This is a genomic window from Shinella sp. BE166, assembly GCF_051201095.1.
Lineage (GTDB): Bacteria > Pseudomonadota > Alphaproteobacteria > Rhizobiales > Rhizobiaceae > Shinella > Shinella lacus.
In genome coordinates, this window is the sequence record NZ_JBPEHL010000003.1 from 356440 (window position 1) to 381331 (window position 24892).

Below are 24892 nucleotides of genomic sequence, written 5' to 3' on the forward strand. Positions count from 1 at the left end.
CAAGGTCGCCGCACAGAGATGACGGAAGCGCGAGACAGTGTTTCGATGATTCACCTCATTTGCCGGTGTAGGCAGGCAATTCGTCGGATGCTCTCTGAAAAAGACTTCCTTTTATGGTCTCGGGGCGCTCAGCAAGCACTACGCCAAGCTTTCATACGATGATCTGCATCTTCAGGATGCCGGGATCTGCGGCAAAGGCTTCGATCGCGTCCTGCACTTCGGAAAGGGTGCGGGTCTCCTGCAGGAAGGGCCGCACGTCTATGCGTTTGAAACGCAGGAGGGTCAGGGCGTCGTGCATGTCGTCGCCCATGGCCGCCACGGAGCCTCGTATCCCGGTCTCTTTCAGCACCATCTTCTGCGGTGCGAACCGGACCACCGCATCCTCGCCCCCGAGACCGAAGGCGGCGATTCGCCCGCCCGGCCGGACGAGATCAAATGCCCTTTCGTAAAGCGCAGGCAGGCCGACGCTTTCGATGACGACATCGGCGCCGCGCCCACCGGTCACCGCCCGCACAGCGGAATCGAGCGTGCTCATATCGGAAACGACAACATCCGCGCCGCATTCCTTCGCCAAACGCAACCGCTCGGGATTGAGGTCGGCGGCTATGATCGGCGCCGCCCCGATTGCGCGCGCAAGCTGGATATGAAAATTGCCGACCGGCCCGGCGCCGATGACGAGCACGCTCTCACCGAACCGGATCGCGCTCTTTTTCGCGGCGCGTACCGTGCAGCCCAGCGGTTCGGCCAGAGCTGCGACATCGAACGGCATGTCATCGGGAATCGGAATGACGAGGCGCTGTGGGACCTTCACATATTCCGCGAAGGCGCCGTTAATGTGGATGCCTAGCTGCTTCACCTCCGAGCAACTCATCACCTCGTTCTTGCGGCAGTAGAAACAGTGACCGCAACCGATATTGATATCCGCGATCACCCGCATGCCGACATCGACCGCTATGACGCCATCGCCAACTGCCGCGACCGTTCCGGAAAACTCGTGGCCGGGGATGAGCGGCAACCAGCCGGCCGCGTAGTGTCCACGGTAAATATGGATGTCGGTGCCACAGACCCCTACTCGCGCCACCTTGATCAGCACGTCACCGGGGCCAATCTGCGGCATCGGCACCATCTGTATCTCGAAGGCTCCCGGACGGACCAGCACAGCGGCGGTCATCGTTTTCGGCAACATGGAAACTCCTCTTTTCCGTGGCGCCGCCAACCTTCTATGGGCGCCGCTGGCGACTTCAGTCGGCGCCCTATGCCTTGCGGCGGCTATCCAGGAATGCCTGCTTGCGGGCGCTCGCCTCCTCGCGCGTTGCGGTAAAGCCGGCCAACGCGGCCTCCTTGGCCGCGATCAGCACGCTGGGATTGCCGAACATTGCCTTGATGTAACCTTGCGTGGTGGTATCGCACGACAGAAGGCTGTCGATCAGACCCATCAGCGTCCTATCCAGATCGTCCGGCGCACACAGTCGCTGCACGATCCCAAGACGTTCGGCGCGCTCCGCGTTGATCGGATCGCCAGTGAGAAGCACATCAAGGATAGTCCCCACACCGCAAAGCTTGGTAAGGCGCGGCACGCCGCCCCAGGCCGGCGTGTTACCGAGACGGGCTTCGGGGAAACCGAACCGCGCCTGCGTCGTCGCAATGCGGATATCGCCCGCCAACGCCAGCTCGAAGCCACCGCCGAGCGCGGCACCTTCCACCACCACGACGACCGGAACTGGCAGGTCCGCCAGCTCCTGAAATGCCTTTGCGCCGAGCAGGGACAGGCGTTGCGCCTTTGCAGGCGTTATGTCCGCCCAGTCGTTCAGGTCCGCGCCCGCGCAAAAAAGGGGCGACGTGGACCGAAGAACCACGAGCCGAAGGTCGGGCGTCATCCGTGTGTCAATCGCCGCGTCGAGCAGGTCCGAAAGCAGAGCCTCGTCGAGTGCGTTTCTTTTCGCCGGACGGTCGAGCCAGAGGGTCCGGCAGCCACGCGGGTCAGTTTCAATCTTGAGATTGGACACGGTTCAAGCTTTCTGCAGCCGATTGGACAGCAGTGCGAGGATGATGACAACGCCGATTGCGACCTGCTGGTAGAAGGCTTGTACGTTCAGGAAGGTTAGGCCCGCCTGCAACGTGGCGATCAGGAGAGCGCCGATGACAGCGCCAAGCATGCTGCCCTCCCCACCGTTGAGATCGGCACCGCCCATGACGGCCGCGGCGATCGCGGGCAGGAGAAGGTCCGCGCCGAGCGCCGGATCGGCAGCGCCGAGGCGCCCCACCGTCACCATAGCGCCGACGGCGGCGAGCGAGCTTGAGATGACATAGGCGATTGCGGTGTAGAAGCCTACCTTGATGCCGGCAAGGCGCGCAACTTCGCGGGCACCGCCGAGTGCGATCAGATACTCTCCGAGCTTCGTCATCCGCATGACGACGGAGGAGACGACAAGGACCACAAAGGCGATAACGATCGGCGTCGGTATCGGTCCGATCTTCCCGGCGAGCAGGTCGCTGAACTCGGGCGGTATGCCATAAACGGTCTGGCCGCCGGAGACGATCAGCGCAAGTCCCGAGAAGATGCTCATCGAACCCAGGGTCACGACGAAGGGCGTGATGCCGCTGAGCGTGATGATGGTGCCATTAAAGAGGCCCGCAAGCGCGCCCGTCGCAAGCGTGCCGAGCACGACGACGGGCAAGGGATAGCCCTGTGACATCAACAGGCCGCTGACGACGGCAGAGAGTGCCAGCGCCGTACCGATCGACAGATCAATGCCACCGGTGATGATGACGAAGGTGACAGCCATGGCGAGGATGGCCGTTACCGATGCCTGAAGCACGATATTGACCAGGTTGTAGCTGCTCAGGAATTCGGGATCGATCGCCGTGAAGACCAGCACGGTCATGATCAGAGCGGCGATGATCCCGAGCTCGCGCCATTCGCTGAACAGCCGACGGACCGACCACTTCTCGGTCGCAGCTGCTCCAGGTGACGCATTGGCCGCTTCTAGCTTTGCCATGTATTTCCTCCACTCGCGAATGCGATGATCCGCTCTTCCGTTGCTTCAGCGCGCGCGACTTCACCGGACAGCGTGCCTTCGCGCATGACGAGGACGCGGTCGCTCATCCGAAGGACCTCGGGAAGATCCGACGAGATCATCAGGATAGCCGCGCCCTTATCGGCGAGATCGCGCATGAGCGCGTAGATTTCGGCCTTTGCGCCGACGTCGATGCCGCGCGTCGGTTCGTCGAAGATGAAGATGTCGCATCCGCTCAGAAGCCATTTCGCGAGCACGACCTTCTGCTGATTTCCGCCGCTGAGTTGGCCCGCAAGCCGCGTCGTCGGCATTCGCGCACCGACCGACGCGAGCGCGCTTTTCGCGTCAGCCGCCTGTTTCGTGCGGTTGATGAACCCCATGCGGGTGGGTACGCGGGTCAGCGTCGCGTTCTTGGCAAGTGACATGCGCAAGGCGAGCCCCTGATGCTTGCGATCCTCGGTGAGGAACGCGATGCCCGCACGCACCGCATCGCTCGGCGATGAAAGAGAGAGAGCCTTGCCGTTGACGGAGACCGATCCCGCATCGATACGATCGGCACCGGCGATGCAGCGTGCGACTTCCGTTCGCCCGGCGCCGACCATACCGGCCATGCCGACGATTTCGCCGCGGCGCACCTCGAAGCTGACGTTCTGAAAAACGCCGTTGCGCGCCAGGCCATCGACCTTCAGCGCCACGGCGCCGAGCGTCGCTTCATGCTGGATTGCGAAATCTTCGAGTGATCGACCCACCATCATCTTGACGAGGGATGTCTCGTTGAGATCCGGGCCACGCAGGAGTGTTCCAACATATTGGCCATCCCGCAGCACCGTCGCCCGGTCCGCAAGGTCGAACACTTCCGCCAGGCGGTGCGAGACATAGACGAGCGCGTGCCCGTCTGCCCGCAGCTCGCGCAGGATGCTGAAGAGCTTCTCCGATTCCTTCGTGCTCAGGCTCGCTGTCGGCTCGTCAAGAATGATGATCTTGGCATTCGCCGCAATGGCCCTCGCCAACTCGACCGTCTGCTGTTGGCCCACGCTGAGGCGCGATACGGGGACATGCGGGTTACCCTGGAAGTCCAGCCGCGCGAGTGCGGCAAGTGCCTCGCGCCGCGCCGCCGACCAGTCTATGAACCCGGCAACCGACTTCTCCCGGCCGAGGACGATATTCTGGATAGCCGACAGTTGCGGCACGAGGCTCAGTTCCTGGTGGACCATCGAGATGCCCTTGTGCAGGGCATCTACGGGGCCTCGAATCGAGACCGGCTCGCCCGAGAGTTCGAACGCACCTTCATCCGCGGAATAAGCACCGAACATCACCTTCAGGAGCGTCGACTTGCCAGCTCCGTTCTCCCCCATCAGGGCATGAATTTCACCCGGATAGAGATCGAGATGGACGTTTTGCAGTGCCTTGACGCCCGGGAAGCTCTTCGAGATTCCCTTGAGGCTCAGAAGCGGCTTTGCGGTGGATGCGGACATGATGCACTCCGGACCAGATTGAGCGTGAGGCCGCGCCTACTTGTTGTAGAGACCTTCCTTCACCTCATACTTGTCGTCGAAGAACTCGGTCATGTTGTCCTTGGTAATGAGCTGCGCGGGCGCAACGATCCAGTCCGGGACCTGCTGGCCACCGAGCAGGCGAACAAGCGATTCCACCGACCAATAGCCCTGGTAGTAGGGAAGCGGCGTGACCGTTGCGGTGATCGTCCCGTTCTTGATGCCGTCAAGCGCGGCAGGAATGCCGTCCGTGCCAATGACGATGATCTTGCCGGTCAGACCCATGTCGGTGACCGCCTTGGCGACGCCAACGGCCATCGTGTCGTTATTGGCGTAGATCGCTTTGATGTCGGGATTTTTGCGCAGGATCGTCTGGGTCGCATTATAAGCCTGGGTTCCATCCCAGTTACCCGGAACGCTCGCCACGAGCTTCAGGTTCGCGTGTTTCGCAATGCCTTCCTTGAAGCCCTTGATGCGCAGAATTGCAGCACTCGAGCCGGCTTGGCCCTCGATCTGCGCCACCTCGCCGCCATCCGGCAAGTGCTCGGCCATGTAATCGGCCGCAACCACGCCGTTCAGCTCGTGGTTCGGGCCGATATAGACCGTTGCGGCGATGCGCGCATCGTCAGCATTGGCGATCGGCACGTTGCGGCTCTGCAGCTCGCGCACAGCCGGCGTGAGGTTTGAGACGGACACCGGCGAAAGCACGTAGGCATCGAAATTGCGGCCGATCATCGTCTGGGCGATGGTGAGCTGCTGGGTCGGGTCCGCCTCGCTGTTGGCGGCCTGGATGGTGACCTCGACGCCGAGATCCTTCGCAGCCGCTTCCACGCCCTTCGCGATGCCCTGCCAATACTGATTGGTGAGGCTCTTCAGGACGACGCCGATCTTGACGCCTTCCTTCTTCGGCGCCGCACCCAGTGTCTTGCTCAGCTCGGCGCCGACGATCTGCTTGGCCTCGGGCTTGTCGGAATTATAGGTGTAGTCAGCGGCGAACGAATGAGATGCGAACAGCGCCACGCCGCATGCAAGCGCGGCAATGGCGGAAACCCGCAGGCGGGACGTCGTATTGGTGTAGGCCATCGAAGTTTCTCCTCCAAGAACGATGATCGACCGGAAACCGGTTTCCTATCTATAGTTCCTGCAATTGAACGATGCAATAGACAAAAAAGTGGTGATTTAAGAAACCGGTTTCCTTTCAAAATCCGTTGTGGTACCAGAATCCGAGGAGGCCAAGATGCTATGGCAGTGACAATTACAGACGTCGCAAAGGCGGCGGGCGTGTCGAAGGCGACCGTTTCGAAATTTCTGAACGGCACCCATTACGTCTCGCAGGAAACCAAAGAGCGTATTGCGGCTGCCGTGTCCGAGCTCGGTTATGCGCCGAACAGGGTGGCACAGGGGCTGAGCCTTAAGCGCAGCCACACGATCGGCCTCGTCGTCGCCAATATCGGCAACCCCTTTTATGCAGAGCTTATTCGCGGCGCCGAGGAAGTGGCCGCTGCCCGCGGATACACGCTCCTTCTCGCCAGCACCGACGGCGAGCCAAGACGCGAGAGCACGATCGTCAATGCGATGCGTCAGCGTCAGGTGGACGGCATCGCCTTCGCCTCAGTCAGGCTTGCGGACCGCGAGGTGACGGCGCTTGCAAAGGACGGCGTCAGCGTTGTTCTCGCAAGCCGCCATCTTCCGGATGCGGAGGTTGACATGGTGCTCGTCGACAGCGTCAAGGGTGCCAAGCTCGCCGTCAATCACCTCCTGCAGCACGGTCACAGATCGATCGCCTATGTCGGCGGCCCCCTCAGCATTGCCCAGTTCCAGGATCGCTTGAAAGGATGGAAGGGCGCCCTTGCCGAGGCAGGCATCGAGCCCCCGGTCACGTATGAACTGTCGCTCGATCGCATGGATGTCGAGGCCGGTCATCAGGCAGGTCTCAGACTTCTGAGGCTGGAAAACCCACCGACCGCAATCTTCGCTGCAACCGACAACCTTGCCTTCGGGATCATGCAGGCATGCGACGAGATGAACCGCACTATCCCGGGCGAATTGGCTCTCGTCGGCTTCGACGCCGTGCCTTTCGGCGCGGTTTCCCTCTCGCCGCTTACCAGCGTCGATGGCTCGGGGCTGATCATGGGCCAGCGCGCCCTCCAGCTTCTCATCGACCGCATCGAACGGGACCAGCGCACGCCGTCCGAAAGCCGGCAGGTGCGCATGGTCCTCCAACCTACGCTTTGCATCCGACGCTCTTGCGGCTGTCGGTCAGGCACGGAGAATTAGAATGAAGATCGTCGATAAAGCCGGCTTGCGGCAAGTGATCGAGACCATCGCCGAGGGCGCAACGGTTGCGATCTCGGGCGCAGGCGGCGGCCTGCTCGAACCGGAAACCATTCTCGGCGCCTTCGAGGAGACGTTCCTTTCGACGGGTCGCCCTTCGCAGCTTACGCTGATCCACGCACTCGGCATGGGCGATCGCATCGAGAAAGGCACCAACCGTTTCGCCTATGAAGGCATGGTGAAGCGCGTCATCGGAGGCCACTGGATCTGGTCGCCGCGCATGCTCCGCCTCGCCCAGGAAAACAAGATCGAGGCCTATTGCCTGCCGAGCGGCGCGATCACCAATCTTTTCCGTGAGATCGGCGCCCGGCGGCCGGGTCTCTTCACTCATGTCGGCCTTGGCACTTTCGTCGATCCGCGTCTTGGCGGCGGCCGCTGCAATGATCGGACCACGGAAGAAATCATCGAGCTTTTTGAAATCGACGGTCGGGAAGTGCTTCGCTACAAGCCATTCCCCGTTCATGTCGCAGTTGTCCGCGGCACTTTCAGCGACGAGCTCGGCAATATCAGTGCGTCGGAAGAACCGGCGGATCTCGATTCCTACTCGATCGCCCTTGCCGCCAAGAACAGCGGCGGCATCGTCATCGCGCAGGTTCGGGAGGTGGTGCCGAAGGGCAGGCTCCGACCGCGCGAAGTGTCCATTCCCGGCAACCTCGTCGATTATGTCTTCGCCGATCCGGATCAGGCCCAGACCTATCACGGCCCCTATGACCTCGCGCTCGCCGGCCTTGGTCCGCATGAGACGCCCATCGAACTGCCCGCGACCGCTGATATTGTGCGCCAGATCGTGGCGCGTCGGGGCGCCGTCGAGCTGATCAAGGGTGCGACCATCAATTTCGGCTTTGGCATGTCGGCCGGTGTTGCCGAGCACATTGTGCGGGCAGGCGAAAGCAGTCACTACTGGTTCACCATCGAACAGGGGATCCACGGCGGCGACCTGTTAACCGGAGACCTGTTCGGCATCGCCGCCAACCCCGTCGCAATCCTGTCTGCGAGCGAACAGTTCGATCTCTACAGCGGTGGTGGCCTTGACCAGACCTTCCTCGGCCTTGCCGAAATGGACCGGTTCGGCAATGTCAACGTCTCGCATTTCGGCGGCCAGATCAGCGGCCCCGGCGGTTTCATCGACATCTCGCAAGGCGCGAAGAATGTCGTCTTCTGCGGCAGCTTTGATGCCAAAGGCGCAAGCATCGGCCTCGCTGACGGTGGATTGAAGATCGAGCGGCACGGCCAGATCACCAAGCTGGTCGAGCAGGTGGCCGGGATCACCTTCAGCGGCAGCGAAGCGATCAAACGCGGCCAGACCGTCCACTACGTCACCGAACGCGCGGTCTTCAAGCTGACGGATGGCGGCGTGGAACTGATCGAGCATGCGCCCGGCGTCGATATCCGCACGGACATTCTCGACCGCATGGCCTTCGCGCCGATCGTGCGCAACCCGGTCGAAATGGACAAGGCCCATTTCGCACCCGCATCGTTGAACGATACCGGAGAAATTTCCGTCTCCGCATAATAGGAGACCGTGTTTCGGCGCCCAGCAGGGCGGCCGCATGGGAAGAGGCTTTTCAATGACTTATGACTATATCATTGCGGGCGGCGGAGCCGCGGGTTGCGTTCTGGCGGCGCGATTGAGCGATTCGGGTGCGACCGTTCTTCTTCTCGAAGCGGGCTACCCGGACAATCACCCGTTCATCCATGTCCCTGCCGGTTTTACCAAATTGAGCGGCCCGCGTGTCAACTGGGGCTTCCGCACCGTTCCGCAGAAACACCTCAACAACCGCGACATGTGGTATCCGCAGGGCAAGACGCTCGGCGGCGGCAGCTCCATCAACGCCATGATCTATACCCGCGGCCATCGCACCGACTACGACAGATGGGCGGCGGGCGGTGCGCACGGCTGGTCCTACGCCGATGTGCTGCCCTATTTCCGGAAGGCAGAATCGAACGCGCGATTCTCCAACGAGTACCACGGTGTCGATGGACCGCTTGCCGTCTCGGATGCGATCAGCCCCCTGAAGATTTCTGCCGCCTTCATCAAGGCCGCGCAGGAAGCCGGCATTCCCTACAACCCCGACTTCAACGGCGCCGAACAGGAAGGTGTCGGCTACCACCAGACAACCACCCGGGACGGCCGGCGGGGAAGTTCTGCGGTGTCCTACCTGCGGCCCGCGCGCAAGAACAAGGGCCTCACGGTGATCACACGGGCGCAGGTCGGCCGGCTGATCCTCGAGAACGGTCGCGCCGTTGGCGTCGAATATCGTGTCGATGGTTCCACCAGTATCGAGCGCGCCCATGCTGGCCGCGAAATCGTCGTGACGAGCGGCGCCATCGGCTCGCCGAAATTGCTCATGCTGTCCGGAATTGGCCCGGCGGAGCACCTTGGCAAACATGGCATCCCTGTCGTCGCCGATATCAAAGGTGTTGGCGAAAACCTGCAAGACCATCTCGACTGCTACACAGTCTACGACTGTAGCGGCCCGCACAGCTACTATGGGGTTGACCAGCATATCCGCCAGGCGTGGTGGGTGCTGCAGTATCTGCTGTTTCGCAACGGTCCGGTTACCACCAACATCGTCGAGGCCGGCGCCTTCGTGAAGGCCGATCCCACATCGGAAATTCCCGACACCCAGCTCCATTTCTTACCGGCCTATGTCGTCGATCATGGCCTCATGCGCATCCCGGGATATGGTGTCTGTCTTTATACGAATCTGCTCAGGCCGAAGAGCCGAGGAACGGTTCGGCTTGCAAGCGCAGACCCAACGACCGCCCCACTCATCGATCCCAACTACCTGTCGCACCCGGACGATATGCGCATGGCGGTTGCCGGCCTGAAACTGGCACGCGAGGTCATGGCCGCCCCGTCGATGCGCCCGTACCTCAAGACCGAACGCATGCCCGGCCCGCAGATGAAGACGGACCAGGAGCTTGAAGCCTATGTGCGCCAGTGGGCAAAGACCGATTACCACCCGGTCGGCAGTTGCAAGATGGGAACAGACGACCTCGCCGTCGTCGATCCCGAACTGCGCGTGCGCGGCATCGAGGGCCTTCGCGTCTGCGATTCCTCGGTCATGCCGCTCGAAATCAGTGCGAACACCAACGCACCCACCATCATGATCGCTGAGAAGGCATCGGATCTCATCCTGGCCGCAGCGGGTCACAGTGTGAAAGGAACCGCATGATGACGATTGACCAGGCAACCGGGATCAAGGCCCAATCCTACCAGCAATGGATCGACGGGAACGCCTGCGACGCGGCCTCCGGCGAGCGCTTCACCCGCTCGAGCCCTGCCCATGACATCGTGGTCGGCGATTATCCGCTCGCCGATGTCGCCGACACGGACCGCGCGGTCGCCGCCGCGCGCAAGGCATTCGACACCGGCCCATGGCCACGCATGAGCGGCGCTGAGCGCTCGCGCGTCCTCTTTCGCGTGGCCGATCTCGTCGAGACCCACAAGGACCAACTGGTCCTCGCCGACGTCCTGGAAGGCGGCAAGCCGATCACGCAGGTCCGCGCGGAGATCGCGGGCGCGATCGACCTCTGGCGCTACGCCGCCGGGCAGGCCCGCTCCCAGCATGGTGAAAGCAACTCCAGCCTCGGTCCCCACATGCTCGGCCTGACGACGCGTGAGCCGGTCGGCGTTGTCGCGCTCATCACGCCCTGGAACTTCCCCTTCGTGATCCTCAGCCAGAAGCTGCCCTTCGCGCTGGCGGCCGGCTGCACCGTCGTCGTCAAGCCCAGCGAACTCACCCCCGGATCGGCACTGCGGCTCGGCGCCATCCTCAACGAAGCGGGCGTGCCTGCCGGCGTCGTCAACATCATCGTTGGCTATGGCGCAATCGTTGGCCAGCGGCTTGCCGAGCACCCGAATGTGGACATGATCTCGTTCACCGGCTCCACCGCCGTCGGCAAGGGTATCGTCCGCGCATCGGCAGGCAACCTCAAGCGTGTCGCACTCGAACTCGGCGGCAAGAACCCGCAGATCGTCTGCGCGGATGCAGATCTCGACGCTGCGGCAGATGCCGTCGTGTTCGGCGTCTTCTTCAACGCCGGCCAGTGCTGCAATTCGTCAAGCCGCCTCATCGTCGAAAAGTCGATCAGCGAGGAATTCCTCGCCCGCGTCGAGGCCTTGACGAAGCGCGTAACCGTCGGCGACCCGCTCGACGAAGCGACCAAGGTTGGCGCAATCGTCAACCAGAACCAGATGGACCGCATCCTCGGCTTCGTCAGCGGCGCGCGTAGCGACGGCGCGAAAGTCCGCCTCGGTGGGACGCGCATGGAGACCGCCAAGGGCCTCTTCATGACGCCGACGGTCGTCAGCGACGTCACCCGCCAGATGCCGATTGCAACCGACGAAGTCTTCGGCCCGGTGCTCTCCACACTGACCTTCGAGGATCTCGATGACGCCATATCGATTGCCAATGGCACGCATTACGGCCTGTCCGCCGGCATCTGGACGAGCCGCTACGAAAGCGCTCTCAAAGCAGGTCGCGAACTTTCGGCAGGCACGATCTGGGTGAATTGCTGGATGGACGGTTTTCCCGAAATGCCTTTCGGCGGCATGCGCGAAAGCGGAATCGGCCGGGAACAGGGTCCACACGCGATTGAAGACTTCATGGAAACGAAGTCGGTGCTGTTCCACCAGGGACCGCGGGCCAATCTCTGGGTGCCGGCGGCTGGAGCAGGTCGGCAATGACAACGATCTTCGGCATCGTCGGTGATCCCATCGCACAGGCCCGCTCCCCCGAAGTCTTCAACGCGCTCTTTCGGGAAAGGGGTATCGATGCCGTCATGGTTCCCATGCACGTCACGACCGGCGATTTCGAGGACGCGCTGAAGGGCCTGCGACACATGCGCAACCTCGGAGGACTGGTGATCACGGTCCCCCACAAATTCGCCGCCGCGCGGCTTTTGTCGGATGCCTCGCATCGCGTCGGGATCGCGCACGCCGCAAATGTGATCCGCCCGACGAAAGACGGGTGGACGGGCGACCTCTATGACGGCGAAGGATTTGCCATCGGGGTGGAGGCCAGACACGGACCCATCGCGGGCCGGCGCTGCGCTATTGTCGGTGCAGGTGGGGCGGGAACGGCCATAGCGCTCTCCCTCATCGACCGGGATGCGGCGACAATCCGGATCTTCGACATCAACCAGCCACTCGCCGAACGCCTCAGCGCGCGGCTTGCCGCGCATACGGCGGTCCCCATCACCGTCGGTCCACCATCCGCACTCGATGACATTGCGATCAATGCAAGCTCAGCCGGTATGTCCCCCACCGACGCGCTCCCCTTCGACCCGGCAGGTCTGCGACCGGGGGCGTTGGTGTGCGAGGCCATTATGAAGCCGCCGAAGACGCGCCTGCTGGCAGAAGCCGAAAATCTGGGACACCCCATCCAGGAGGGCCGTCACATGCTCGACTACCAGGTGGAAGCGATCTGGAACTTCTTTCGTCTTCCCGGTTCCTGTGCCGAGGACAGCGTATAACGAAGGGCTCAACCCTTGTTCAATAGCATTGCAGCGCGGTTGATAATCGCAACACCGTTCGCCGCACGGTTCAAGCGTAGCCACGCTATTTCCAAGCGCATTCCCACTCTGCAACCACCTGCATTGGCCAGAAGTTTCCTAACCTGTTGTCGGAACGTCTCGGGCTTCGGGAACCCCTTAGGCGGCGGATGATGAACCACAAAGCGGGATTCGCTAAAGCTTGACGGTTCTCAAGAGCCTGGCAATTGCTGCAAGTGAAGTTTCCCCTTTGCCATCTATGGCGCAGACGACATTGCGGTTAAATGACATTCGGTAAGAGGCAGGAAACAAGTAGACGAGAGCGTGGCTCACGGCAAGATTGTAATCCCTTACAGTATCTTTGGTGCCACCGTAGTTCTTCGGGCCGTCATGCCAAAGGTGTCCATCGAAGCCGATCCTGTTGCCAAATCTTTGCATCTCCTTCAGTTTCGCGTTCGGCGTGCCTCCCCTCTTGTTCTGCCAGCGCTCGAACGTCCCCATCGCCTTTACGCGTAATCCTTTGACATTATTGCCAACATTCTGGACCTGACCCTTGATGTACTGGGCAGTGACGTTCTGTCGCTTCCTCGGATCGCCAAACACCATTGGAAGAGCGGCGACCGGTCCCGTGAGAGCAATGGACGAGCTGCCGGTATAAGCGCTCAGTCCCCGGATGATTGTGTCCATGTCCTTCGCAAACAGAACGAGACTATTGCCACTTCTGGGTCCAAAGTCGGTTACCATGGGCCTTATCAACGTTTTATTGTCGATCAAGGTGATGCCGATCGTAACACTCCCATTAACAAGATCTGGGTTCTCTGCGGCTTCGTCAACATCAATATAACTCTGCGTAACGTACATTTTCCCCTCGAATATCATGTCGGATTGCCAAGTGCAGGTCGATCCGGTTTGTTCTTCAAAGAGGTCGCTATTCTCCCGCGATCCGAATGTCTCCGGAACCGGATAGGTCTCTCTTCTCTTCGCGTCATGATGACTTATGCAACTCATGGCCGGCACGGACACCGTCTCCACGCGGAGGAGACTGTCTGAATGGAGCGACGTTACAGTCAAGACGCATAAAGGCGGTTTGGACGCTGTGATAAGCATCTGGGACGGGCGGTATAGAGACCGGACTGCCCTGTCACCAATCGGCGAGAAATGCCCCTGACATGGTCCTTGAATATCGTCGGAGGTCGGGCCTATTATTTAGCTGGATGTACATCTCCACCCGTCGAAAGTTTCATGACAAAACATTCGCTTCCCAACGCCGCCTCGACCATCGATTGCTTCAAGATGATCTTCCCCGAGGCCGATCCCCAGGCGCTGGCAGCATACAGTGAAATGATGCTTCCGCTGTTCGAGTTCGAGGTGCCGGATTCTGGCGGAATGACACCGTTCTCTTCTGAGTCAGAGATCTATTGCCTGCCGGACGTCACCGTTTCGCGGGCAAGAGCGACCGCCTCCCGGTTTACGCGGACGGTGCGAACGATTGCCAGGTCGGCGACCGACGATATCCTGGTCGTTTGCTACACGAGCGGCCATTTTACCTATCGTATCGGCGATAAAACCCGGCGGGTCGAGCCAGGAGAACTTGCGTTCTTCGATCTCTCACAGGAGATCGTCATCGAGGCACCGTCTGTCGAGAATATCAGCCTCGCCATTCAACGGCGGAAACTGGAGCGGGCCATTCCGCTGCTTGACAGCGCGCATGGTCTTGTGGTCCGGCCAGGAGCACTCTCAAGAATACTGATCGGCATCATGGAGCACACCATGGAGATCGGGCCGGCGATACAATCGCCGCACGCAAGCCCGATCGCCGAGGCGATGATCCTGCTCGTCAAATCCTGCCTTGAAACCATATCACATTCAAAGGTGACGCCCGACATACAGGGGAGCACCGTGTCGCTTGCAAGCGTGAAAGCTGTAATCGAACGTAGATTGACCGATCCCGATTTGGGGGTCCAGGCATTGCTCGAGGAGTTCGGCATGACGCGCTCGACGTTGTACCGCGCCTTCGAGCCGCTTGGAGGCGTCACCGCCTACATCACCGAGCGACGATTGCGGCATGCGTTCCGCCGGATGACCGACCCTTCCGAAAAAAACCTGCGCGTCTCGAACATGGCATTCGAACTTGGCTTTGCGCATGCTTCGACCTTTACGCGCTCCTTCAAGGCGCTTTTCGGCCTGACGCCCAAGGATGTTAGGACGCTCGCCGTCCGCCCGGCCGGCAAGGACATTCCGTTCCCGGTATCGCCGGAAGCGATCCCTTATATCCATCCGCTGGTGCCGCGGCATATTGAAAGCTAGGCCCTTTTGACCTGCATCACAGGGCCGAATTCGCGTGCGGCAGGCTGTCATAGGCGCCCCAGATCGCCTGGTCGAAGTTTATGATCGCACCGGTCATCAGGCCGGATTCCTCTGACGCAAGGAACGCGATTGCCCGGGCGACCTCTTCGGGCTCGATCAGGCGGCCATTTGGTTGGGCGACGACGGCTTTCTCGAGCCAATCGGCCGGCTGGCCGTCCAGTTCGCGTTGCGTCCTGTCTTCTCCCTCGGAGGCCATCCAGCCGATGTTGAGGCTGTTGACGCGGATGCGGTTCCGAAGTGCGGCGTAAGCGGTGTTGCGTGTGAGCGTGTCAAGGGCGCCCTTGGAGGCGCTGTAGGCAGCCAGGAACGGCTGTCCGCCCATCGAGGACATCGTCGAAATGTTGACGATCGTTCCCGCAATGCTGTCGCGCTTGAAAAGCTCGATCGCACTTTGCATGAGGAAGAACGGCGCCCGGGTGTTGACCGCAAACAGCTGGTCGAAGAGTTCCGGGCTGGTGCTGAGGATGGTCCCGCGATTTGTCATGCCGGCAGCATTGACCAGGCTGTCGAGCCGGCCGAACGTTTTGTCTGCCGCAGCGATGACGGCCTTGCAATCTTCCACATTCGACAGATCGGCTTTGACGAAAACGGTCTCGGCACCCAGAGCTCCAAGCTGGGCCGCCTGTGCCGCACCTTTTTCTTCAGATCTCCCGCAAATGATCAGCCCCTTCGCGCCGCGTTCCGCAAGAAGCTTTGCAGTTGCGGCACCGAGTCCCTGGGTGCCACCTGTCACGACGATGATCTTGTTTTCAAACTGTGCCATTCGGATTTCCTCTCCTGCGCTTACGCGTTGTCTTGCGGTTCGGCTTGTCCGGTGCGCGCTCTAAGCGAACTGCAACGACAACCATCCACCATTGTGCTTCTCATGGCTGTCGACGACGGCATCGACGAAGGCGACGCCTTTAAGTCCGTCATAGGACGACGGTAGTCCCTCCCCGGACGGCCCGGCCGAGGCTCCACTCTCCTTCTCCCGGATGGCGGCGGCGAAGCCGGAATAGAGGTTCGTGAAGGCTTCGATATAGCCTTCCGGGTGGCCCGGCGGTGTCCGGGTTCGAATGCGCGCACCATCGGTGAGATCGTCGCGGCCGCGCTTGATCGTGGCTGGAGCGCCGAAGAGCCCGGTGAAGACCAGCTCATTCGGCTGCTCTTGATGCCAGACGAGACTGCCTTTCTCGCCGAAGACCCGCAGCCTCAAGCCGTTCGACTGGCCGATCGCGACCTGTGAAGACCACAGAAGTCCCCGCGCGCCACCCTCGTAGCGGATCATCACGTGGGCGTTGTCGTCCAGTGCTCGCCCCTCGACGAAAGTCGCGAGATCGGCGGCGACGGCCTCGGCCTTCAATCCGCTTACGAAACCCGCGAGATGATAGGCATGCGTGCCGATGTCACCAATCGAACCGCCGCGCCCGTTCTTCTTCGGATCCGTGCGCCAGGCCGCCTGCTGGTTGCCTTGCAGTTCGATCCCTGTGGCCATCCATTCCAGCGGATATTCGACCTGCACCACGCGGACTTTGCCAAGGTCCCCGCGCGCAACCATTGCGCGCGCCTCATGAACCATCGGATAACCGCTGTATGTGTAGGTCACCCCGAGGAAACGCCCCGTCGTTTGCGCCAGGTCATGAAGAGCGATCGCATCCTCGACGGTTGTCGTCATCGGCTTCTCGCAGATGACGTCGAACCCGGCTTCGAGAAACGCTTTGGCGATCGGAAAGTGCGTATGGTTGGGCGTGCAGATCGCAACGACATCGATGCGGTCATCCCGTGTGCGCTCTCCCGCGACCATAGCGAGATAGTCGCCATAAGAGCGGTCCCGGTCGATGAAGTTAGTAGAGGCGAAACTGTGCCCCCGTTCGGCATCGACATCGAACGCGCCTGCGACGAGATCGTAGTGGTTATCGAGACGTGCGGCAAAGCGATGGATGCCGCCGATATAGGCCCCTTCGCCGCCACCGACCATGCCGAGACGAAGACGACGGTTGGACAGGTTTGTTTTCGACACGGACAAGGCCCTTAGATCCCGAGAATTTCTTTGTTGACGGACCGGTCCGCGCCGGACTTCACGAAGTCGTCGAAAGCGCGATCCGAAACTTTGATGATATGGTCGCGAATGAAGCGTGCGCCCTCGGCCGCACCGTCTTCCGAGTTTTTCAGGCAGCACTCCCACTCGAGCACTGCCCATCCGTCAAAGCCGTAGCCCGTGAATTTCGAGAAGATGGCGCCGAAATCGACCTGTCCGTCTCCCGGCGAGCGGAAGCGGCCGGCGCGGTTGACCCAAGGCTGATACCCGCCATAGGCCCCCGTCTTGCCCGTGGGCCGGAACTCCGCATCCTTGACGTGGAAGGTCTTGATACGCTGGTGGTAATGATCGATGTAGGCGAGGTAGTCGATCGACTGGAGCACCAGATGGCTCGGATCGTACATGATGTTGCAGCGCGCATGGTTGTCGACGCGCTCCAGGAACATCTCGAAGGTCAGGCCGTCATGCAAATCCTCGGTCGGATGGATTTCGTAGCAGACGTCGACCCCCTCCTGGTCGAAGGCATCGAGGATCGGCCGCCATCGCCGCGCCAGTTCATCGAAGCCATCGGAAATCAGCCCGTCCGGCCATTGCGGATAGGGGTAGAAATAGGGCCACAGAAGCGTTCCGCTGAAGGTCGTATGGCGATCGACACCGAACCGGCGCGAGGCCTTGGCTGCGCAGAGCAACTGGTTGACAGCCCATTCCTGTCGGGCCTTGGGATCACGGTGCACCCTGGCAGGCGCAAAAGAATCGGCCGGCAGGTTGAAGGATGGGTGAAGGGCGACGAGTTGTCCCTGCAAGTGACTGGCAAGATCCGTCACGACGAGGCCATGCGCGTCAAGAGTACCCTTGATCTCGTCGACATAGTCCTGGCTATCCGCCGCACGTTCGAGATCGATCACCCGGCTGTCCCAGGTCGGGATCTGTACGCCCTTGAACCCCTTGTCGGCAGCCCAACCCGCTAACCCCTTCAACGAGTTGAAAGGCGCTTCATCGCCGGCAAATTGCGCAAGAAACACGCCGGGACCCTTGATGGTTCTCATGCTTGTCGTCCTCAGATCAAAATGGTGTCGAGGCAGTGCCGCGATCAGACGCCGACGCGCTGCTTCCTGCGGCCCTCCAACTGGTCCTTCGACGCGGCGTTGACCTCCGCCCGCTCGCTGACCTGCGGCACGCCGACATCCCACCAGGCGTCGCCCGGCGTCCAGGTGAAGGCGTCGGAGACGATGGTGATGACGGTGGTGCGATCGGTGGTCTGCGCCCATTCGACGGCGTCGCCGAGATCGGCGAGGCTTTCGACCCGGCGCGTCAGCGCGCCCATCGCCTCGGCATGTTTGGCGAAGTCGACGGCGAAGGGTTCCTTGACGCGGCAATCCTTGATGAGATTGTTGAACCCCGGCGTGCCCTTGGCGTTCTGCAGGCGGTTGATCACCGCATAGCCGCCATTGTCGCAGACGATGAGGATCATCTTGTGGCCGGAGAGCACGGTCGAATAGATGTCCGAGTTCATCATCATATAGGTGCCGTCGCCGATCATGACGATGGGCGTGCGGGTGGAGTCAGCCATGGCGGCACCCCAGCCGGCGGCGATCTCGTAGCCCATGCAGGAGAAGCCGAACTCGCAATCGAAGGTGTTCGGCGCCTTGACGCGCCAGTTCTTCATCACCTCGCCCGGCAGGCCGCCGGCGGCGGTGATGATCAGGTCACGGTCCTTCGCCTTGGAATTGACGATGCCGACGACCTGGGCATAGGTCGGCACCGGCGCATTCGTGGGCTTCTGGTAGCCGTCGAGCGCATCGTTCCACTTGGCGAATTCCAGCCGGCCCTTTTCCGTCCAAGCGCCATCGGCCTTGTGGTCGCCGAGCGCTGCTTCCAGTTCGCCCACCGTTTCCAGCGCATCGCCGACGACGGCGACGGCGCGGTGCTTGTTGGCATCCCAGCGCGCGGCGTTAATCGAGACGAAGCGGGCGTCCGGCGAAAAGGCCGTCCAGGAGCCGGTGGTGAAATCCATCAACCGCGTGCCGACGGCGAGCACCACGTCGGCTTCCGCCGCTAGCGCATTGGCCGAGGTGGAGCCGACAATGCCGATCGGGCCGACATGGGCCGGGTGGTCGTGGGTGACCGTGCCCTTGCCGGCAATGGTTTCGCAGATCGGGATGCCGTGTTTTTCGGCGAAGGCGGCGAGTGCCGTTTCCGCACCGGAATAGCGCACGCCGCCGCCGGAGATGATCAGCGGGCGTTTTGCCGCTTTCAATACGCGCACGGCTTCTGCAAGGCTGTCGCGATCGGGGCGCGGGCGGGGAACCTTGTGGACAGTCGGCGCGAAGAAGCTCTCCGGATAGTCCCAGGCGACTTCCTGCACGTCCTGCGGCAAGCCGATGAAGGCGGGGCCGCAATCGGCCGGGTCGAGCATGACGGCGACGGCCTGCGGCAGCGAGGAAAGGATCTGTTCCGGATGGACGATGCGGTCCCAATAGCGCGTCACGGCCTTGAAGGCGTCGTTGACGGTGATCGTCGGATTGCCGAAATGCTCGACCTGCTGCATGACCGGGTCGGGACGACGGTTGGCAAAACTGTCGCCGGCAAGAAGCAGGATCGGCAGGCGGTTGGTATGCGCCACGCCCGCGGCCGTCACCATATTCAGCGCGCCGGGGCCGATGGAGCTGGTCGCGACCATGATCTGGCGGCGGCGCGTCGCCTTGGCGAAGCCGATCGCGGCGAGCGCCATCGACTGCTCGTTCTGGCCGCGCCAGGTCGGCAGCGTGTCCTTGACCGCTTCCAGCGCTTCCGAAAGGCATGTAACATTGCCGTGGCCGAAGATGGCGAAGACGCCGGGAAACAGCGGCTCGCGCCTTCCGTCGATCTCGGTAAACTGGTTGCAGAGGTAGCGCACCAGGGCTTGTGCCATGGTCAGGCGGATGGTGGACATGGTAAACCTCCCTGAGCTGGCCTCCGGCGCCGGCTCCTACCGAGAAACTTTTATTTCATATAATTACTTTTTGCAATACTTATTGCAGATCAGAACTGCAGGGTGCAATCCGCCCAGGCACCGCCCGACTGGCTGGACGCCAGCGCCGCCTCGATGAACTTCACGCCGAGCGCACCATCCTCCACCGTCGGGTATTCCAGCAACCCTTCGGGCAAGGTCCGGCCGAGGCGCCGCGCCTCGACAGCGATGGCGAATTCCTCGTAGAGATTGCCCCAGGCGTCGCTCAGCGCCTCGGGATGGCCGCGCGGCATATGCACGAAACGCGCCGCATGCACGCCGATGCCGGCGCCCTCGCCGCGCGTGAGGATGCGCGCGGGTTCGCCGAAGCGGCGGAAATGCAGGAGTTCCGGCTCTTCCTGGTTCCATTCCAGGCTCGCCTTGTCGCCGAAGACGCGGATGCGCAGGCCGCAATGGGCGCCGGGCGCCACCTGCGAAATCATGATCGTGCCGGGAATATCGCCCTCGTAGCGCACATGCATGAAGGCGGTGTCCTCCAGCGCCTTCGGCGGCCCGAGCGTGTGGAACTCGGCGCGCACCCCCGTGACCGGGCGGCCGCAGACGAAGGCGCCGAGATGGTGGCAATGGGTGCCGATATCGCCCGTCGTGAAGGTGGGGCCGACGATCGAAGGATCGACGCGCCACTGCGCGCCGGCACCAGCATCCTTCGGCGGCGTCAGCGCCCATTCCTGGAAATATTCGACATGCACCTGCTGCAACTTGCCGAGCGCGCCCTCGCGGATCATCTGGCGGGCCTGCCGCACCATGGCGGAGGCCGCATAAGCGTAGGTTACGCCAAAGACGAGGCCCGTTTCCTTCTGCCGGCGCACCAGATCAAGCGCATCGTCAAGCGTCGTGGTCAGCGGCTTGTCGCTGATCACGTCGATGCCCTTTTCCATGAAGGCACAAGCGATGGCATGGTGGGAATTGTTGGGCGTGGTGATCGCGACGGCATCGATGCCATCCGGCCGCGCCGCCTCACGCTCGGCCATCACGCGGTAGTCGGTATAGATGCGATCGTCCGCGAGCAGCCAGGCCCGCCCGGATTCCTTTGCGATCTGCGGCCGGGACGATAGCGCGCCGGCAACCACATCCCAACGGTTGGAGAGCCGCGCGCCGCGTGCATGCACCTTGCCGATGAAACTGCCCTGCCCGCCGCCGACGACACCGAGCCGCAAGCGGCGCTCCGCCAACGGGAATTCTGCTTTGTCGGAACCCTCTGCCATGCTCACCTCCCTCAAAATCCTCGCTGGCCCGAAAACGGGCTTGCAGAATTATTATTGAGAGAATATCAAAAGCGCAACGAATTTTGCATTCCGATTTTCCGGGAGGAACCGATGACGAGAATAGCCCTGCTCGGCTGCGGCCGCATTGGCAAAATGCACGCGGCCACCGTCGTGCGCGCCAAAGGCGCCGAACTCACCGCCGTCTACGATCCGGTCGCAGCCGCCGCCGAAGAGATCGGACAGCGCTACAGCTGCACCGTCGCCGCCAGCGCCGAGGAGGCGATCGCGCTCGCCGACGCCGTGCTGATCGCGACCTCGACGGCGACCCACGCGGACCTCATCGAGGCTTCCGCCAAGGCCGGCAAGGCGATCTTCTGCGAGAAGCCGATCGACCTGTCGCTCGACCGCGTCATCGCCTGCCGCCAGGCCATCGCGGGCTTCGAAAAGCCCGTGCAGATCGGCTTCAACCGCCGTTTCGATCCCGGCCACCGCGCCGCCCGTGACGCCACCCGCGCCGGCGAGATCGGCGATCTCCAGCAGGTCATCATCACCTCGCGCGATCCCGGTCTGGCATCGCGCGACTACCTAAGAGTCTCCGGCGGCATCTTCCGCGACATGACCATCCACGACTTCGACCTCGCCCGCTTCATGCTGGGCGAAGAGCCCATCGAGGTCTTTGCCACCGGCAGCACCCTCGTCGATCCGACGCTCGCGGAATTCGACGATGTCGATTCCACGATGATCGTCATGCGCACGGCAAGCGGCAAGCTCTGCCACATCAACAATTCCCGCGCCGCCGCCTATGGCTACGACCAGCGCGTCGAGCTCTTCGGCTCGAAGGGCATGCTGATCTCCGGCAACCGCCGCGCCCACCATGTCGAGCGCTTCAATGCCATGACGACGGGTGCGGGCGAGCCCTATCTCGATTTCTTCATCGAACGTTATGTCGAAGCCTTCGAACTCGGCCTCCAGTCGTTCCTCGCCTGCGTTGCCTCAAACACCAAGCCGGACGCCACCTTCGAGGATGGGGAGAAGGCGCTGGTGCTGGCCGAGGCGGCCATTCGCTCCAAGGCGGAAGGCCGCTTCGTGAAGGTCGGCGAGATTACCGGCTGACCTCAATGCTTGCGGCGCTGCTTGCCCGTGACCGTCGGGATCTCGGGCGAGCCCTTCTTGTCTTCCTGAAGCAGCGCGGCGAGTGCCACCGCAATCGTCTGTGTCAGGCACATGGGTGCGGCGAGCGAGCGCGAGAACGAATATTCGTCTTCGGGAATCGTGAAGAGCACCGTCGCATTCTTGGCGAGCGGCGAAAGCTGGCTGTCGGTGATTGCCACGATCGGCGTGCCATTTTCCGCCGCGACATCGGCGATCGTCACCACTTCCTTGGCATAGTGCCGGAAGGCGATGGCGACCAGCACGTCCTTCTTGCCCATCACCTTCGCCATTTCCGGCGCAAGCCCGCCGGCCGGATCGAGAAGAATCACGCGGCATTGCAGCATGGAGAGCACGTAGCGCAGGAATTTCGCAATCGGCTCCGAACGCAACTGGCCGGCGATGAAGATCGTGTTGGCGTTCTTCAGCGCGCGGGCGGCCTGCGAAAGGCTCTCCTCCGTCGTCGTGTTCAAAAGCTCCTGCAGGGTCGCGATGTCGCGCACCACGAGGTCATGCAGGAAACCGAGATTGCCCTTGCGCTTGGTCTTTTCCAGATCGACGTCGAGCGCGCTGATGCGTTCGCGATAGCCGGGTGCGGCGGTCGACAGCCGGCTCTGGAACACCGACTGGAGCTGCTTGAAGCCGGAAAAGCCGAAATTCTGCGCGAAGCGCACGAGGATGGAGGGATGCGCGCCGCACTGTTCGGCAATCGCATTGATCGACTGCATGGCCACGACGTTGGGGTTCTGCGTGATGAACCGCGCGACCTGCTGGAACCGGTCGCTGAGATTGGGATAGGCTTCCGTGACGATGTTGAAGAAGGTCTCGTAGTTCGCCGTTTTCGGTGGCGGCTGGTCGGACTGTTTTACCCGCGGCATTGAGCCTCCACTCCCCAGAGTTCGTGTCATTCAGAAACCGTGCAGTATTGCATAAATCAAAAGTCTGCAACGTTTTGGCCGAAGCCGGGAAACAGCTCTCCAAAGGGTCAGGCGCCGACACTCGAACGGGCATGCGCCGCGATCTCGTCGCGGTTGACGACGAGCGCCGGATCGAGCGTGCCCTTGAAGAAATCGAGGATGTTGGTCGCCGCCGAGATCGCCATGCGCCGCCCGCAGGCTTCGGTCAGCCCGGCATTGTGCGGCGAGAGCACGACGCGCTCGCAGGCAAGCATCGGGTCGTCGCGCGCCGGCGGTTCGGAATCGAGCACGTCGAGTCCGGCCGCGGACAGCCGCCCCTCGTTGAGCGCGGCGAGCAGCGCCGCCTCGTCGATCAGGCCGCCGCGGGCCGTGTTGACGAGGATGGCGGAGCGTTTCATCACCGCCAGTTCCGGCGCCCCGATGAGCGGCTCGGCGCCGGATTTCGGCACATGCAGCGACACCACGTCGGCCTGCCTGAGGCCATCGCGCAGATCGGCAACCGGGGTCACGCCGGCCGCCGCAATCTCGGCGGCGTCCTGGAATTTGTCATAGGCCAGCACCGCCATGCCGAGCACCGTTGCGATCTGCGCCAGCCGGCGGCCGATGCGCCCGAAACCGACGACGAACAGGGTCCGCCCGTCGAGTTCATCGGCATCGAGGGTGTTGCGGTAATTCCAGTCGCCCGCGCGCATCTTTTGGTCGAAAAGCACGGTGCGGCGAGCGGCCGACAGCATCAGCATCGCAGCATGTTCGGCGACCGCGCGGGAATTCACGTCACCGACCACGGCAAGTGGGATGCCGCGGCCATTCAGCGCCTCGACATCCACCGAATCGTACCCCACGCCGTGGCGCGAGACGATCTTGAGCTGCGGCGCGCCGGCAATGAACTCCGCCGGCAGCGGCTGGGTGCGGATGAGCAGCGCATCGGCAGCGGCGAGGAACGGCTGGTAGCTCGCCGCGGAAACCTCCTCGACATAATCGACCGTCACGCCCGGCGCGGAGTGCAGGACCGCAAGCCCATCCGCGTGGATCTTGCCGGCCACTAGAATCCTCGGCATTCAATAGCCTCCCGTATCGATCTTGTTTTCGGGAGCGACCTCCTGCACGAGCTCGCGGAATCTCCGCACGCTCGCATCGGCGGCGGCGGCGAGAAGACGGACGTCGTTGGAGACGGTGACGAAATCGAAGCCCCAGCCGACGGCCTCGGCCGCATATTCGGGGGTGCCGTTGTGCAGGGCCGCACGCTTGCCGGCCTTGTGCGCCGCATGAAGGATCCGCTTGATCGCCTCAATCATCTCCGGCTCGCGGCGGTCGAAGCCAGGCGCATAGCGCTTGCCCTGGAGGCCGAGCGTCAGGTCCGCCGGGCCGATATAGACGCCGTCGAGGCCGGGGGTAGCGAGGATGTCTTCGAGGTTCTCATAGGCCTGCGCGGTCTCGATCATGGCGAGGCAGATGATCTCGTCGTCGGCTTCCGCGGCGTAACCCGGACCGGCGGAAAAGAGCGCCCGGCTCGGCCCGAAACTGCGAACGCCTGCGGGCGGATAGCGCACGTAGGAGACCAGCCGCTCGGCCTCGGCGCGCGTGTTGATCATCGGGCAGATGACGCCATAGGCGCCGGCATCGAGCGCCTTCATGATATCGGCGGGATCGAGCCAGGGCACGCGCACCAGCGGCGTCACGCCGCTTGCCCGCATCGCCTGCAACATCGGCACCGTGCCGTCATAACCGACGATGCCGTGCTGCATGTCGATGGTGAGCGAATCGTAGCCCTGCGCGGCCATGATTTCGGCGCTGAAGGAATTGCCGATCGAAAGCCAGCCGTTGATGACGGGCTTGCCCTCCGCCCAGCGCTGCTTGACACCGTTCCTGATCATGGCTCTCTCC

General features: G+C 62.3%; 21 protein-coding genes. 7 read left to right on the forward strand and 14 right to left on the reverse strand.

What is annotated here, in order from left to right; genetic code table 11:
* Positions 1-151: 151 nt before the first annotated feature.
* The 5 genes from J2Y63_RS09045 to J2Y63_RS09065 form a co-directional block, all read right to left on the reverse strand.
* The gene (locus J2Y63_RS09045; RefSeq protein WP_435265795.1) at positions 152-1186 is read right to left on the reverse strand and encodes a zinc-dependent alcohol dehydrogenase; all 1035 of its coding nucleotides are present in this window, start codon (positions 1184-1186) and stop codon (positions 152-154) included.
* A gap of 67 nt (positions 1187-1253) precedes the next feature.
* Entirely contained in the window at positions 1254-2006 is a 753-nt protein-coding gene (locus J2Y63_RS09050; RefSeq protein ID WP_435265796.1) for an enoyl-CoA hydratase/isomerase family protein, read from the reverse strand.
* Between the two features lie 3 nt (positions 2007-2009).
* A complete protein-coding gene (locus tag J2Y63_RS09055; protein ID WP_256116363.1) occupies positions 2010-2999 on the reverse strand; it encodes an ABC transporter permease in 990 nt (329 codons plus the stop codon).
* On the reverse strand, positions 2987-4492 hold the full coding sequence (locus J2Y63_RS09060; protein WP_435265797.1) for a sugar ABC transporter ATP-binding protein: 1506 nt from the start codon (positions 4490-4492) through the stop codon (positions 2987-2989). Before J2Y63_RS09060 ends, J2Y63_RS09055 begins: the two co-directional genes overlap by 13 nt.
* A 36-nt stretch (positions 4493-4528) precedes the next feature.
* Positions 4529-5593, reverse strand: a complete 1065-nt coding sequence (locus J2Y63_RS09065) for a sugar ABC transporter substrate-binding protein (protein ID WP_435265798.1) — start codon at positions 5591-5593, stop codon at positions 4529-4531.
* A 159-nt stretch (positions 5594-5752) separates the two neighbouring features.
* Here J2Y63_RS09065 and J2Y63_RS09070 point away from each other — a divergent pair, with 159 nt between their 5' ends.
* Genes J2Y63_RS09070 through J2Y63_RS09090 form a run of 5 tightly spaced genes read left to right on the forward strand, consistent with a single transcriptional unit; the run spans position 5753 to position 12325 of the window.
* Positions 5753-6787 carry a LacI family DNA-binding transcriptional regulator gene (locus tag J2Y63_RS09070; protein ID WP_435265799.1) on the forward strand — a complete coding sequence of 345 codons (1035 nt, stop codon included), beginning with the start codon at positions 5753-5755 and terminating at the stop codon, positions 6785-6787.
* Between the two features lies 1 nt (position 6788).
* Entirely contained in the window at positions 6789-8357 is a 1569-nt protein-coding gene (locus tag J2Y63_RS09075; RefSeq protein ID WP_435265800.1) for an acyl CoA:acetate/3-ketoacid CoA transferase, read from the forward strand.
* A gap of 55 nt (positions 8358-8412) precedes the next feature.
* Complete coding sequence (locus J2Y63_RS09080; RefSeq protein WP_435265801.1) at positions 8413-10023, forward strand: GMC family oxidoreductase; 1611 nt, start codon at positions 8413-8415, stop codon at positions 10021-10023.
* Positions 10023-11537, forward strand: a complete 1515-nt coding sequence (locus J2Y63_RS09085) for an aldehyde dehydrogenase family protein (RefSeq protein WP_435265802.1) — start codon at positions 10023-10025, stop codon at positions 11535-11537. The genes J2Y63_RS09080 and J2Y63_RS09085 overlap by 1 nt, the downstream gene beginning before the upstream one ends.
* Positions 11534-12325 carry a shikimate dehydrogenase family protein gene (locus J2Y63_RS09090; RefSeq protein WP_435265803.1) on the forward strand — a complete coding sequence of 264 codons (792 nt, stop codon included), beginning with the start codon at positions 11534-11536 and terminating at the stop codon, positions 12323-12325. Before J2Y63_RS09085 ends, J2Y63_RS09090 begins: the two co-directional genes overlap by 4 nt.
* Before the next feature lie 213 nt (positions 12326-12538).
* Here the strand turns inward: J2Y63_RS09090 and J2Y63_RS09095 are convergent, their stop codons facing one another.
* Positions 12539-13360, reverse strand: a complete 822-nt coding sequence (locus J2Y63_RS09095; protein WP_435265804.1) for a hypothetical protein — start codon at positions 13358-13360, stop codon at positions 12539-12541.
* Between the two features lie 225 nt (positions 13361-13585).
* Between J2Y63_RS09095 and J2Y63_RS09100 the strand changes: the two genes are divergently transcribed.
* Complete coding sequence (locus J2Y63_RS09100) at positions 13586-14650, forward strand: helix-turn-helix domain-containing protein (protein WP_435265805.1); 1065 nt, start codon at positions 13586-13588, stop codon at positions 14648-14650.
* 16 nt (positions 14651-14666) lie between these two features.
* On the opposite strand, the gene J2Y63_RS09105 is transcribed toward J2Y63_RS09100, so the two are convergent.
* The 5 genes from J2Y63_RS09105 to J2Y63_RS09125 all read right to left on the reverse strand — a co-directional run bounded on the left by J2Y63_RS09105 (position 14667) and on the right by J2Y63_RS09125 (position 20942).
* Positions 14667-15473: an SDR family oxidoreductase gene (locus J2Y63_RS09105; protein ID WP_435265806.1), complete on the reverse strand. Its 807-nt coding sequence runs from the start codon at positions 15471-15473 to the stop codon at positions 14667-14669.
* A 60-nt stretch (positions 15474-15533) separates the two neighbouring features.
* Positions 15534-16667 carry a Gfo/Idh/MocA family protein gene (locus J2Y63_RS09110; RefSeq protein WP_435266071.1) on the reverse strand — a complete coding sequence of 378 codons (1134 nt, stop codon included), beginning with the start codon at positions 16665-16667 and terminating at the stop codon, positions 15534-15536.
* Positions 16668-16720: 53 nt separating this feature from the next.
* Entirely contained in the window at positions 16721-17773 is a 1053-nt protein-coding gene (locus tag J2Y63_RS09115) for a sugar phosphate isomerase/epimerase family protein (RefSeq protein WP_435265807.1), read from the reverse strand.
* A gap of 44 nt (positions 17774-17817) precedes the next feature.
* Positions 17818-19659, reverse strand: coding sequence for a 3D-(3,5/4)-trihydroxycyclohexane-1,2-dione acylhydrolase (decyclizing) (gene iolD / locus J2Y63_RS09120; protein ID WP_435265808.1), 1842 nt, complete (start codon positions 19657-19659; stop codon positions 17818-17820).
* Positions 19660-19748: 89 nt separating this feature from the next.
* Entirely contained in the window at positions 19749-20942 is a 1194-nt protein-coding gene (locus J2Y63_RS09125) for a Gfo/Idh/MocA family protein (RefSeq protein ID WP_435265809.1), read from the reverse strand.
* A 111-nt stretch (positions 20943-21053) separates the two neighbouring features.
* On the opposite strand from J2Y63_RS09125, the gene iolG reads away from it, so the two are divergent.
* A complete protein-coding gene (gene iolG, locus J2Y63_RS09130) occupies positions 21054-22055 on the forward strand; it encodes an inositol 2-dehydrogenase (protein ID WP_435265810.1) in 1002 nt (333 codons plus the stop codon).
* Between the two features lie 2 nt (positions 22056-22057).
* Here the strand turns inward: iolG and J2Y63_RS09135 are convergent, their stop codons facing one another.
* From J2Y63_RS09135 to J2Y63_RS09145, 3 genes are all read right to left on the reverse strand, one after another.
* Positions 22058-22969 (reverse strand): MurR/RpiR family transcriptional regulator, encoded by a 912-nt coding sequence (locus tag J2Y63_RS09135; protein WP_256116346.1) that lies wholly within the window; start codon positions 22967-22969, stop codon positions 22058-22060.
* A 107-nt stretch (positions 22970-23076) separates the two neighbouring features.
* Positions 23077-24066, reverse strand: coding sequence for a hydroxyacid dehydrogenase (locus J2Y63_RS09140; RefSeq protein ID WP_435265811.1), 990 nt, complete (start codon positions 24064-24066; stop codon positions 23077-23079).
* Positions 24067-24882, reverse strand: a complete 816-nt coding sequence (locus J2Y63_RS09145) for an HpcH/HpaI aldolase family protein (RefSeq protein ID WP_435265812.1) — start codon at positions 24880-24882, stop codon at positions 24067-24069.
* Positions 24883-24892 lie beyond the last annotated feature (10 nt).

Excerpts from the sequence above, each read along its gene's own strand:
- J2Y63_RS09045 (WP_435265795.1), bottom strand. The coding sequence starts at position 1,186 with ATGTTGCCGAAAACGATGACCGCCGCTGTGCTGGTCCGTCCGGGAGCC.
- J2Y63_RS09055 (WP_256116363.1), bottom strand. The coding sequence starts at position 2,999 with ATGGCAAAGCTAGAAGCGGCCAATGCGTCACCTGGAGCAGCTGCGACC.
- J2Y63_RS09060 (WP_435265797.1), bottom strand. The coding sequence starts at position 4,492 with ATGTCCGCATCCACCGCAAAGCCGCTTCTGAGCCTCAAGGGAATCTCG.
- J2Y63_RS09065 (WP_435265798.1), bottom strand. The coding sequence starts at position 5,593 with ATGGCCTACACCAATACGACGTCCCGCCTGCGGGTTTCCGCCATTGCC.
- J2Y63_RS09070 (WP_435265799.1), top strand. The coding sequence starts at position 5,753 with ATGGCAGTGACAATTACAGACGTCGCAAAGGCGGCGGGCGTGTCGAAG.
- J2Y63_RS09075 (WP_435265800.1), top strand. The coding sequence starts at position 6,789 with ATGAAGATCGTCGATAAAGCCGGCTTGCGGCAAGTGATCGAGACCATC.
- J2Y63_RS09080 (WP_435265801.1), top strand. The coding sequence starts at position 8,413 with ATGACTTATGACTATATCATTGCGGGCGGCGGAGCCGCGGGTTGCGTT.
- J2Y63_RS09085 (WP_435265802.1), top strand. The coding sequence starts at position 10,023 with ATGACGATTGACCAGGCAACCGGGATCAAGGCCCAATCCTACCAGCAA.
- J2Y63_RS09090 (WP_435265803.1), top strand. The coding sequence starts at position 11,534 with ATGACAACGATCTTCGGCATCGTCGGTGATCCCATCGCACAGGCCCGC.
- J2Y63_RS09100 (WP_435265805.1), top strand. The coding sequence starts at position 13,586 with ATGACAAAACATTCGCTTCCCAACGCCGCCTCGACCATCGATTGCTTC.
- J2Y63_RS09105 (WP_435265806.1), bottom strand. The coding sequence starts at position 15,473 with ATGGCACAGTTTGAAAACAAGATCATCGTCGTGACAGGTGGCACCCAG.
- J2Y63_RS09110 (WP_435266071.1), bottom strand. The coding sequence starts at position 16,667 with ATGGTCGGTGGCGGCGAAGGGGCCTATATCGGCGGCATCCATCGCTTT.
- J2Y63_RS09115 (WP_435265807.1), bottom strand. The coding sequence starts at position 17,773 with ATGAGAACCATCAAGGGTCCCGGCGTGTTTCTTGCGCAATTTGCCGGC.
- iolD (WP_435265808.1), bottom strand. The coding sequence starts at position 19,659 with ATGTCCACCATCCGCCTGACCATGGCACAAGCCCTGGTGCGCTACCTC.
- J2Y63_RS09125 (WP_435265809.1), bottom strand. The coding sequence starts at position 20,942 with ATGGCAGAGGGTTCCGACAAAGCAGAATTCCCGTTGGCGGAGCGCCGC.
- iolG (WP_435265810.1), top strand. The coding sequence starts at position 21,054 with ATGACGAGAATAGCCCTGCTCGGCTGCGGCCGCATTGGCAAAATGCAC.
- J2Y63_RS09135 (WP_256116346.1), bottom strand. The coding sequence starts at position 22,969 with ATGCCGCGGGTAAAACAGTCCGACCAGCCGCCACCGAAAACGGCGAAC.
- J2Y63_RS09140 (WP_435265811.1), bottom strand. The coding sequence starts at position 24,066 with ATGCCGAGGATTCTAGTGGCCGGCAAGATCCACGCGGATGGGCTTGCG.
- J2Y63_RS09145 (WP_435265812.1), bottom strand. The coding sequence starts at position 24,882 with ATGATCAGGAACGGTGTCAAGCAGCGCTGGGCGGAGGGCAAGCCCGTC.